The organism is Candidatus Chordibacter forsetii, assembly GCF_964187505.1.
Lineage (GTDB): Bacteria > Verrucomicrobiota > Verrucomicrobiia > Opitutales > Seribacteraceae > Chordibacter > Chordibacter forsetii.
In genome coordinates this window covers 1-9929 of sequence record NZ_CAXLML010000142.1, presented here as the reverse complement: position 1 = coordinate 9929, position 9929 = coordinate 1, and the positions used below count along the sequence as shown (strand labels likewise).

Below are 9929 nucleotides of genomic sequence, written 5' to 3'. Positions count from 1 at the left end.
CTTCTGAAAACAAAAGGTCTTTCGCCCTCAAACTGCTTTCATTGAGAATCAGTCTCAAAAAGGCTTTCCAAGTCTCTTACCTTGGGATAGGCTCGGGCACACATTTTTGATGATAAAGACTCGTTCTATCTTACCAAACTTTCTTGTCCTGTTTATCAGTACCGGTTTCTTCCTGCATGCCGAAGTTAAAGAGACCCACAAGATCATTGGGGAATGGGTGGCCACGGAAAGGCTAATCTCCGAAGAGGAGAGCGATTGGGATGTGGAAAAATCAACCCTGCTCGATCTCGAACAAGCCCTAAATGCGGAGATTGGTGAATTGAATTCCAAACTCCAAGAAACCGCCGAGGAAGCGGTGGGTGCAGCAAAACAACGTGAAGATTTACTTGCCCGTAAAGACGCTGCTCAGCAGGCAACCAGTTCGCTTCACCGTGGCCTAGATCGGGCAGTACCCAAATTGGATCGTGTATTTTCTCTTCTCCCCACGCCCATTGCTGACCGACTTGCTCCCTACCGCAAAAAACTAGTGCCTGGTAAAGGAATGCCTATGCCCCCCCTTCGAGAGCGCGTTGATGCAATGGTCTCTCTTCTTCAGTCCATTCAGAACTTCCACCGTTCCGTAACATTGGAACGTCAGGAGTTTACCCTAGATGACAACCAGTCGCGCGAGTTCCAGGTGATGTATTTTGGATTGGGTAGCGCTTATTTTGTCAATGAATCAGGAACCGTGGCAGGATATGGACAGCCCAAGAATTTAGGCTGGGTATGGACGAGGTCGGACGGACTGGCACGCGAAATTTCCACCGGAGTTGATATGCTCAACAACCAAGCAATGCCAAGGTTTTTAAAACTTCCTATGCCTGCTCCCGGACGTATTGATCAATGAAACCGGCAACGACCAAGTTTGTCTTCTTACTCATGGCCATTGGCTGGGGATCTTGCCTGTGGTCACAATCGGTCCAGCAAGTGCGCGGAAATGCCCGCAACGATTTAAAGGATTCTATAGAACGGCTCGCTCTTCTCAGGCAAAAAATCGAAAAGGAAAAGATTCCATTGGCTCAAAAAGTTGCCCAACTCGAACGGGATACCCGTGGAAAACGTGTGGAAATTGACCGTCGTTTGCGGCAGCGGGACAACCGGGATGCCTCCCTGCTTCAATTACAAGAGGAAGTCCGGGAAAACGAGGCCGCGCTTGAAACTTCGCTCCGTTTGCTCAAGGACTATGCCCGTGGATGGACTCAGTCGATCCCCTCATCCGAGCGCATTCTTCATGCCAATAATCTTTCCTCCTCCTTGGCCAAGGAAAAAGGCGACCGAGCTAGTGGTTTCACCGCTTATTTAGAGCTGGCGGAACTATCCACCTCATCTCTGCTTAAACAAGCTGGGGGCGGTGCTTATTCCGGAGATGCAATTGTTCCTCCTGAAGGCGTTCGCGAATCTGGTATTTTTTGGACTCTCGGACCAGTGCTTTATTTCCGTGGAGAACAGGGCAGTTCAGGATTTCTTGATAAAAGTTACGAACGGGTGGAGGATTCCACCCTTGAAATGAGCCCGGACTCAGTCAGGCGAAATACCCCGCCCCGGTTGTTGGTTGCCAATCAATCGACCTCCACATTGATCGGTCAATCCCTCCAATCCCCTGTCGGAAAACTCACGACCCTCCCTCTCGACCCAAGTTTGGGGAAGGCCCTAGTGATTGCAGGAAGTGAGCCCACCCTGATTGAAGAAATGCAAAAGGGTGGAATTTGGATCTATCCGATTCTTTTCTTCGCCCTAACCTCAGTACTTATTGCCCTATTCAAAGCGGCTCAGGTTTTACGCATCCCCTTTCCCAAAGGTCCGGTTACCCTAGCGGGAAATTTCGGTGGTCCTTTCGAACTCCTTCGCAAAACTGCTCAGGGATACCGAGGGAAAAAGCCTGAGATTCTCGAAGAAATTCTTTACGAAATCATTATCGATTGGCAGGCCCGCCTCGAAAAAGGATTGCCCCTGATTGCCATAACCGCAGCTACCGCCCCGTTGCTCGGCTTACTCGGGACTGTTACGGGAATGATTGATGTATTCCGTCAAATAACCAACTTTGCAAACCCCGAAAACAGTGAGTTGGCCCGGGGTATTTCCGAAGCCCTTGTAACCACAAAATTTGGCCTAATTACAGCTATTCCATCTCTCATCGCTCATGCACTGCTCACCCGAAGGCTACAGGGTCTGGTTTCAAAGATGGAGGGCTTTTCCGCCCGTCTCGTCCATCTAAAAAAAGAAGCCCCCAAGGAACTAGCTTCTGAGCCAGTTAAGAAGGATGAACCAAGTCATTGAATTCATTGACCAAGCAGCCTTTGTTTGGGAAAAGGGTGGCGTTCTAATGCCAGCACTCGGCTTGCTCGCAGTTTATCTTTATTATCTATCCTTCGATCTTTGGTTACGTTTACATGCGGTGATTCCCTCAGACCTGCGAGTTTTTCCTCGCGAACGTTGGGATGCTTTTAAAGGAGGTGGACGGGTGGACCGTATACTTCGTTACTGCCTTGCTGATCATCGCGACCAAAAAGAAACCCAGAGGCGTTTCGACCAGGTGCGAACCGGAGAAACTTCCTTCCTCAACCGCCGCCTACGCTTTCTCTTCGTTCTGGCAACATCTGCCCCGCTGATTGGACTACTTGGAACAGTGGCAGGAATGCTTCGTACCTTTGACGGCCTGAGTATGCAGGATAGTTACAAGATGGATCTAGTGGCCGGTGGTATTTCACAAGCACTGGTAACCACTCAGGCAGGCTTATTGATTGCGATCCCAGCAATTGCCCTAATTCATCTACTCAACCGTAGAAAGAAGGACTGGTTACAATGTATTAACCGCCTGGAGAGTTTATCCCTGCGCCAAGTTCCCAGCCCGATTGCCAGATGAGATCCCGATCGAGAAACATTGAAAATACGGAAGCCGATGCGATTAATGTGTCCCCTCTAATTGATGTGGTCTTCATTCTGTTAATTTTCTTCATCGTTTCCGCGACCTTCGTCACTCTTCCAGGAATTGAAGTTACCCGACCCCAAGCAGTTACCGGAAAAGCTCTTGAAAAAAATGCGGTTATTTTTGCCCTCTCCGGTAAAAATGAAATTAAGTATGCTGGCTCTTCCGTGCAACTGGAAGAAATTCCCGGCCTTGTCGAACAAGCAAGCAAAGACAAAGGCAAACCAGTGGTTATTCAGGTCGACCAATGGGCAGATGCGTCGATCCTTGCTAAGATTGTCGCTCAGGCCCGAAAAAAATCCGCTGTTGTATCGATCGCCACCCGCAAGCCTAGGACATGAGAAGAAGATTGGTTCAGGAACCGGAACGCACTGAGATAAATGTATCTCCCCTCATAGATATGGTCTTTATTCTCTTAATCTTTTTCATTGTAGCCACCTCCTTCGTTAATGAGGTTGGAATAACCCCTAAGCACAAGGACACCGCCTCTTCCTCAAATAACCTCGAAGAACCCCTGGCTTTTGATCTGCCTGCCTCAGGTCAACTTTTGCAGAATGGAATGTCCATCGGTATCGAACAGGTCGCCCCCTTGGTTCGTTCCAACCCTGGGGAGAAAGCACCTTCCGTACTCGTACGGGTATCTCCCGGTGCCCGTGCCGGGTTAGCAACCCAAGTAATGGATCAAGCCATGCTTGGGGGTGCACAGGCGGTAAAACTAAGCCCACTTGCCCAATGAAAGAAGGGTTGGATATCGAATGGACACCAGGGGTTGAGACTGAGCCCTTACCCAACTTACGCGTCAAAAGCATGGGTCTGGCCGCCCTGGTCTCCTTTGGTTTATTTTGCCTGCTTCCTTTATCTGAATTCGTTAGGCCAGACGAATGGATCGTTCGTCCGGCAGATGTTCCCACCTACACCCCTCCCCCCCCGCCAAAAACGGAGATGGAAAAAGAAGTGGTCAAAAAAATGGAACTTCCCACACCTGCACTGGAGACTCCCAAAGTGCACTTACTCAACCAGCCTAGTGCTGCCACCTTGGAAGTTGGCCCTGGAGATTTTAAAGCCCTATTCTCGCTGACAAACTTTAATCCAACTCCCACCGGGTTTGCTCAGGAACTTGTCTTTGCCATGCACCAACTTGATCGCAACCCCGGAGTAGTTAAGCGGGGATCGTTAATTTACCCAGCCCACTTGCGCCGCAAAGGACTCGAAGGAGAAGTCAAACTGCTTGTGCAAATCAATGAAAGTGGAAGGGTTAAGGTTTTGGAAACGGTTTCCACTACCCACCCAGATTTCGTGGAGGCATCCCGCAAAGCCGCCGAAGGATCCGTCTACGAAGCCCCAACCCGTAACGGTAAGCCAGTAAAGGTTGAATTCTACCTCCCTGTTCGCTTTTCTATGCTCAAATGAATAATTTCTTTTTCATAGCCTTCGCTCATTTAAGTCTTTCGCTCGGTCTGACCGCCAAGGCACCTCCTCCTGAACTTACCCAAGATTTTTGGAACGATCCCGCATTTGTTCGTGGTTTCATGGGAGATTACGGGTTTCGCAGCGAGGTTGAGCCACGGATCGATAAATCCGAACAATTCATTCTGAGGGAAGTGGTAGCCAAAGCAGAAAATCAGCTGGAAGATGCGGTCGTTTATCTCGAAGAAAAAATTAAACCCAAAACAAGTGCTGCACTCGATTTCGCTCTCGGTACAATGTATTACCAGCTTGGCCGACTCACCCGATCAGAACAGACCTACGAAAAAGCACTGGGCAAATTCCCCTCTTTTTTAAGGGCCCGTAAAAACCTCGGCTTCGTCCAACTAAGCTTAGGGAAACTCGATGCAGCCTCCCAAAATCTAGCCAAAGCAATAAGTTTGGGAGAAGCGGATGGTATCAGCTATGTTGCCTTGGGCTATTGCCATCTTTCCCTCGGTCGGGTGGTTTCAGCAGAAAATGCTTACCGAATGGGCATTCTGCTTCACCCCCAGAGTCTTGATGCCCGTAATGGACTGGTCAATTGCCTGCTTACCACGAACCGCTACCCGGAGGCTCTTGCCCTACTTGATGAATTGCTCGAAACCAAACCGAACGACCTATTTTGCCACAAGGCCCGTGCTTCGGCCCTCCAGGGACTTGGAAGGGAACAGGATGCGGTAATCGCTTTGGAAACCCTCAGGCGAATGAATAAACTGGATGCCGCAGGTACCCTATCACTTGGTGATCTCTATCATAACCTGGGGCTTAACGAACTTTCGCTAGCTTCCTACCAGCAAGCCCTAACCAAAAAACAAAAGCTCAGTTTATCACGCTATGCACGGGCGGCCAAGGCATTGATCAATCGGGGGTCCTACGGGGCAGGCTTCAAATACCTCGAAGAAATCCAAAAAACTTTTGGTAATGGATATTCCAAGGATGACGAGCGTGAAATCCGTATGCTTCAAGCAGAAGTCCGTATTGCCACAGGCAAGCGGGAAGAAGCTGCAAAAATCATTGAGGAAATCATCCAAAAACACCCCCTGGATGGAGAAGCCCTGCTTCTATCAGCAAGGCTGGCGACAGAAGAATTGGATTATGCTCGAGCAGCGCTGCGCTTCGAAAGGGCGGCCAAGTTGCCTGAATTCGAGGTCACTGCCCTAATCGGTCATGCCCGCATGCTTGTGGGAGCCAAGGATTACCAACTAGCTTCAGATCTTTTGGAACGGGCTCAAACCTTATCCCCGCAACCCCGAGTTGCCCGTTACCTAAAAGCTATCAATAACCTCAACCTGAGCGCGAGGAAAAGCCTTTAAACGAGTCGCTTCTTCCTTGAACGCATCAACGCATCATGATACGTTGATGTGAAATATAATGACAGGTCGTTCACTTAAAAATCGTTTTGCCCAAGACAAACCTCTTTTCTCAGTAGAGTTCTTCCCACCCAAGGACGAGGCTGGAGGCGAGCGTATGCTTAAGACAGCAAGTTTGATCCAGCCACACAACCCAGACTTCGTGTCCATTACTTACGGGGCGGGAGGAGGCACCCGTGGCACCACTCTTCGCTACGCCAAGCTTTTACAGCAAGAGCACGGATTTGAAGTTATGCCCCACCTAACCTGCGTGGGTCATACCCGGGATGAGCTTCTGGAAATCCTTGAGGAATTTTCTCAAGCTGGTTTTCGTAACATCATGGCCCTAAGGGGTGATCCGCCCAAGGGAGAAACCACTTTTAAACCAGTACCTGGTGGATTGTCCTATGGTTCTGATCTTGTCTCTTTGATCCGGGAAAATTTTCCCGATTTTGGAATTGGTGTTGGTGGCTATCCCGAGAAGCACCCAGAAGCCAAGAATTCGGAATTCGACTTACAAAACCTCAAGACCAAAGTGGATGCCGGGGCAGATTTTATAACCACTCAATTATTTTTCGATAATTCTGCCTACCATAACTTTGTGAGCCGTTGCCATGAGTCTGGGATTGATATCCCGATTTTACCCGGGTTACTACCCGTGCTTTCCATCGGTCAAGTCCGTCGGTTTTGTGCTATGTGCGAAGCAGGACTTCCCTCCCAATTGGAAAATGATTTAGAATGTGCGGACGAAGCCGACCAACCATCTATTGGAGCTAATTGGGCTCTCCAACAGGTTAAAGACTTACTGTCCAAGGGGGCACCAGGTTACCACCTTTATGCCCTCAATAAGCCCCAAAGCACCCTTCAGATTCTTGAGGGCTTGATGAAAAACTGATCAAATACCAGACACTTCATCGATTTTAGCTTCAGCCTTTAATCCATCGAGGAATTGCTCAAAAATTTTATCTTTTTTACGCTCAGTTAGGTACTGGACCACTTTTTGTTTAATCTCATCAAACGGAGTGATTTTTTCAGGAACCCTTTCATGTAATTGAATAAGATGCCATCCAAACTGTGTTTTAACCGGCTCACTTAACTCACCGGGCTCCAGGGCATAGGCCGCTTTTTCAAACTCCGGAACCATTCGTCCCCGCCCAAAGGTACCAAGGTTTCCATCGTTGCCCTTGTCATCAGATTCCGCACGTACAAGTTCTGTAAAATCCTCGCCCTTTTTTAAGCGCTTTCGCCACTCCTCAACCTGCTGTAAAGCCTGATCGAACTCTTCTTCCGATTTGGCCATCTTCAACAAATGCGAAGCGGTTAACTGTTCCTCCATCCTAAAAAGTTCCGGTCTTTCTTCATAATATTTAATAGCATCCTCATCCGAAGCGTCCTCACATTGTGACTCCTCTTCGAGCAATTGGTTAAACCGCATTTGATCGGATAATTCACGCTTCAAATCTTCATGGTTCTTAATCATTGGGTTGTTTATTTTTTCAAAGGCCTTCTTCCCACCATTTTGCTTCAACCATAGCTTAATCCTTTTTTGAAGTTCGACCCCGTCCACCTGATATTTTCGTTTCCTACTCTCCTGAGCCATCAGAGCCTGGTCAATCAACCGTTCCTTGGCAAGATCGAGCGCAGACATGGTAATGATCTCACGAGGCTTACCTGGCATACCTTTAGCCACATTTTCATACAGGGCTTCAGCTTGACGCTCAATCGCCCAATCGGGAATAACTTGGTCGTTTATCTTAATCGACATAATGACCACCTTACCTATTTCGGATCGACCTGCCAAGGTTCGAAGAACGATAATCCAATTCTCAAAATCGTCTCAATTCAATTGACCTCACCGATAGGCAGAGCCATAAAAGATAAATAACTAATTATGGCCAAGCCCGACCGTACATCCTGGGAAAATTTCTCTGACTATTTGATCAGCTTAGGCTTGCGTATGACTGGACAGCGCAAGGCGGTATTCGATGCACTCTTTCGTCAGTCCGGACATTTTACCGCAGATCAATTATTACAGGATGCAAGAAAAGTGGACGACACCGTTTCGAGGGCAACTGTTTACCGTTGCCTTCCCCTTCTTGTTGGCAGTGGGACGGTGCGTATGATCGATGTCGGACAAGACAACAAGTTTTATGCTCTCAACGAATCGAGTGCCACCTTCAAAGCCCAAGTTATTTGCTCCGATTGTGACCGTATCTTCGATGTGGATGCGCCTTTCATGGAATGGTATGGGCGTACAGTTTCGGAAAAACTCGGTCTTGAAGTAAACGACCAGCGCTTACAAGTACAGGCAAGTTGCCCGACTTTCGCAAGCAACGGAGCTTGCGCCAAAACAAATTAACCGCCCGCCACCCGTCCTGTTCGTATGGCCACCTCCTCCCCTCCTCTCCTGCAAATCTTTCGCCGTTCTGCTGAACCAGAAAAACTTTCGGCCGAGCAAGAGGAAATTATCCGCCTAAAGAAAGAAAAAAATGCGGTCCTGCTCTGTCACAATTACCAGATCGATCCAATCCAACAGGTGGCAGATTATGTTGGAGATTCTCTTGGCCTTGCTCGTCAGGCAGCCAAAACTGATGCTGATATAATTGTCTTTTGCGGGGTCCACTTCATGGCGGAAACTGCCAAGATATTAAACCCATCGAAGACCGTGCTTCTTCCCGACCTCGATGCCGGTTGCTCTCTATCCGATTCCTGTCCGGCCGATCAGTTGGCGAAGTACCGGGAAGAAAATCCCGACCTTTATGTGGTTGCTTATGTTAATTGTTCCGCAGCGGTCAAAGGACTGAGCGATGTAATTTGCACCAGTGGAAATGCCGTAAGCATTGTCAACCAAGTGCCTGCAGATCGGGAGATTTTATTCGTACCCGATCAAAACCTTGGCCAATGGGTCATGGGACAAACCGGCCGAAAAATGCGCCTCTGGCCAGGCAGTTGCTATGCTCATGTTTTATTTACCCGGGATTCCATCGAACGTTGCCGATTGGAGTATCCTAATGCACCTGTGGTCGCCCACCCAGAATGTATACAAACGGTCCGCGATCTTGCTGATGAAGTTTGCAGCACCGAAAAAATGGTGTCCTATTGTCAGGACCATTCATCTGATACCTTTATTATATTAACTGAATCCGGAATGATGCATCGATTGACAAGAGAACTCCCGGACAAGCAATTCGTTGCCGGTCCGACTGGTAATTGTGCCTGCAACGATTGTCGATACATGAAGATGAATACCCTGCCCAAATTACTTGCCTGCCTAAGGGATGAAAATCCGGAAATTTCCATGAACGAGGATTTGATCGAACGCTCGAGATTACCCATCGAGCGTATGCTTGAATGGAGTGTCTAGGAATAAGACTCTTTCAAGCACTCCACTAGCTAATCAGGCTAGTACTTCTATGGTTTCTGGGAAAACGGCTTCTCCCAACGCGGCCAAATGGCTTTGGATCATCTGAATAAAAGACAGGCTGACCATTGATCCTAAAGGAGCCAGCATCTTACCATCCGACAAAACAAGTTCCTCCATTAAGCGCATACCTGGCTTTAAGTTGGCTGGGCTGACTTTACTTGGTTCCATAAAGCCACCATGCAGTTCTCGGGTATTGGCCAGGGCATCTAAACTACCGGGAAGAAAAATAGTTTCCAAGGGTCTTAAACTTTCAAAGATTTCGCCCTTCGAGTAACCTTTGGTTTCATATTGGTCATATTCCTGAGCCAAGCGAATAATCGAAGCAATCCTTCGCTCATCATGGAACTCACCAACAGTATCCTCATAATCAGCCTGAATAAATTCGATAATTTTTCGAATCTTGTTTAGCCGGGGTATGTCCTTAAGTAAATTACTCACAAAGGAGGGAAAACTTACAATGATTTTTTGCATTTCAGGTGTCAGCTCACCTCCATCATATACATTTTGCTGAGAATCCTGAGGTAAAGTCAGGTAACCGAGGTAGCAAAAGTCTGCCGCCACTTGCAAACGCCATCCGTGGTCAATTTTAAGTTCTCTGGCAACTTCTATAGCCAAGGTCTTGACTCGCTGGGCTCGTCCAAAAAACAAGGGATTCGCCGCGGATAACAAAGATGTAATCGCACCGATAGCACCGTTGAGAGTTTTTTCCAGTAATTCTTTTTCG

General features: G+C 48.1%; 12 protein-coding genes. 10 read left to right on the top strand and 2 right to left on the bottom strand.

Annotated features, from left to right (window positions below):
* The first annotated feature begins 109 nt into the window (after positions 1–109).
* From ACKPQ4_RS06290 to metF, 8 genes are read left to right on the top strand one after another with little or no spacing between them, the layout of a single operon-like run.
* Positions 110–886: a DUF3450 family protein gene (locus tag ACKPQ4_RS06290; protein WP_407680349.1), complete on the top strand. Its 777-nt coding sequence runs from the start codon at positions 110–112 to the stop codon at positions 884–886.
* Positions 883–2316 carry a MotA/TolQ/ExbB proton channel family protein gene (locus ACKPQ4_RS06285; protein WP_407680348.1) on the top strand — a complete coding sequence of 478 codons (1434 nt, stop codon included), beginning with the start codon at positions 883–885 and terminating at the stop codon, positions 2314–2316. The genes ACKPQ4_RS06290 and ACKPQ4_RS06285 overlap by 4 nt, the downstream gene beginning before the upstream one ends.
* Positions 2300–2902, top strand: coding sequence for a MotA/TolQ/ExbB proton channel family protein (locus ACKPQ4_RS06280; RefSeq protein ID WP_407680347.1), 603 nt, complete (start codon positions 2300–2302; stop codon positions 2900–2902). The genes ACKPQ4_RS06285 and ACKPQ4_RS06280 overlap by 17 nt, the downstream gene beginning before the upstream one ends.
* Complete coding sequence (locus tag ACKPQ4_RS06275; protein WP_407680346.1) at positions 2899–3306, top strand: ExbD/TolR family protein; 408 nt, start codon at positions 2899–2901, stop codon at positions 3304–3306. The genes ACKPQ4_RS06280 and ACKPQ4_RS06275 overlap by 4 nt, the downstream gene beginning before the upstream one ends.
* The gene (locus tag ACKPQ4_RS06270) at positions 3303–3701 is read left to right on the top strand and encodes an ExbD/TolR family protein (protein ID WP_407680345.1); all 399 of its coding nucleotides are present in this window, start codon (positions 3303–3305) and stop codon (positions 3699–3701) included. Before ACKPQ4_RS06275 ends, ACKPQ4_RS06270 begins: the two co-directional genes overlap by 4 nt.
* Positions 3698–4375: an energy transducer TonB gene (locus ACKPQ4_RS06265; protein ID WP_407680344.1), complete on the top strand. Its 678-nt coding sequence runs from the start codon at positions 3698–3700 to the stop codon at positions 4373–4375. Before ACKPQ4_RS06270 ends, ACKPQ4_RS06265 begins: the two co-directional genes overlap by 4 nt.
* Positions 4372–5745 (top strand): tetratricopeptide repeat protein, encoded by a 1374-nt coding sequence (locus ACKPQ4_RS06260; protein ID WP_407680343.1) that lies wholly within the window; start codon positions 4372–4374, stop codon positions 5743–5745. The genes ACKPQ4_RS06265 and ACKPQ4_RS06260 overlap by 4 nt, the downstream gene beginning before the upstream one ends.
* Positions 5746–5803: 58 nt before the next feature.
* The gene (gene metF, locus ACKPQ4_RS06255) at positions 5804–6676 is read left to right on the top strand and encodes a methylenetetrahydrofolate reductase [NAD(P)H] (RefSeq protein WP_407680342.1); all 873 of its coding nucleotides are present in this window, start codon (positions 5804–5806) and stop codon (positions 6674–6676) included.
* Here the strand turns inward: metF and ACKPQ4_RS06250 are convergent, their stop codons facing one another.
* A complete protein-coding gene (locus tag ACKPQ4_RS06250; protein WP_407680341.1) occupies positions 6677–7546 on the bottom strand; it encodes a peptidylprolyl isomerase in 870 nt (289 codons plus the stop codon). It lies immediately after the preceding gene.
* Between the two features lie 126 nt (positions 7547–7672).
* Between ACKPQ4_RS06250 and ACKPQ4_RS06245 the strand changes: the two genes are divergently transcribed.
* Both ACKPQ4_RS06245 and nadA read left to right on the top strand, forming a co-directional pair.
* On the top strand, positions 7673–8140 hold the full coding sequence (locus ACKPQ4_RS06245; protein ID WP_407680340.1) for a Fur family transcriptional regulator: 468 nt from the start codon (positions 7673–7675) through the stop codon (positions 8138–8140).
* Positions 8141–8164: 24 nt separating this feature from the next.
* Entirely contained in the window at positions 8165–9145 is a 981-nt protein-coding gene (gene nadA / locus ACKPQ4_RS06240; protein ID WP_407680339.1) for a quinolinate synthase NadA, read from the top strand.
* A gap of 33 nt (positions 9146–9178) precedes the next feature.
* On the opposite strand, the gene ACKPQ4_RS06235 is transcribed toward nadA, so the two are convergent.
* Positions 9179–9929, bottom strand: a 751-nt coding sequence (locus ACKPQ4_RS06235; protein WP_407680338.1) for an HD domain-containing phosphohydrolase, incomplete at its 5' end; no start/stop codon positions are given.

Excerpts from the sequence above, each read along its gene's own strand:
- ACKPQ4_RS06290 (WP_407680349.1), top strand. The coding sequence starts at position 110 with ATGATAAAGACTCGTTCTATCTTACCAAACTTTCTTGTCCTGTTTATC.
- ACKPQ4_RS06285 (WP_407680348.1), top strand. The coding sequence starts at position 883 with ATGAAACCGGCAACGACCAAGTTTGTCTTCTTACTCATGGCCATTGGC.
- ACKPQ4_RS06280 (WP_407680347.1), top strand. The coding sequence starts at position 2,300 with ATGAACCAAGTCATTGAATTCATTGACCAAGCAGCCTTTGTTTGGGAA.
- ACKPQ4_RS06275 (WP_407680346.1), top strand. The coding sequence starts at position 2,899 with ATGAGATCCCGATCGAGAAACATTGAAAATACGGAAGCCGATGCGATT.
- ACKPQ4_RS06270 (WP_407680345.1), top strand. The coding sequence starts at position 3,303 with ATGAGAAGAAGATTGGTTCAGGAACCGGAACGCACTGAGATAAATGTA.
- ACKPQ4_RS06265 (WP_407680344.1), top strand. The coding sequence starts at position 3,698 with ATGAAAGAAGGGTTGGATATCGAATGGACACCAGGGGTTGAGACTGAG.
- ACKPQ4_RS06260 (WP_407680343.1), top strand. The coding sequence starts at position 4,372 with ATGAATAATTTCTTTTTCATAGCCTTCGCTCATTTAAGTCTTTCGCTC.
- metF (WP_407680342.1), top strand. The coding sequence starts at position 5,804 with ATGACAGGTCGTTCACTTAAAAATCGTTTTGCCCAAGACAAACCTCTT.
- ACKPQ4_RS06250 (WP_407680341.1), bottom strand. The coding sequence starts at position 7,546 with ATGTCGATTAAGATAAACGACCAAGTTATTCCCGATTGGGCGATTGAG.
- ACKPQ4_RS06245 (WP_407680340.1), top strand. The coding sequence starts at position 7,673 with ATGGCCAAGCCCGACCGTACATCCTGGGAAAATTTCTCTGACTATTTG.
- nadA (WP_407680339.1), top strand. The coding sequence starts at position 8,165 with ATGGCCACCTCCTCCCCTCCTCTCCTGCAAATCTTTCGCCGTTCTGCT.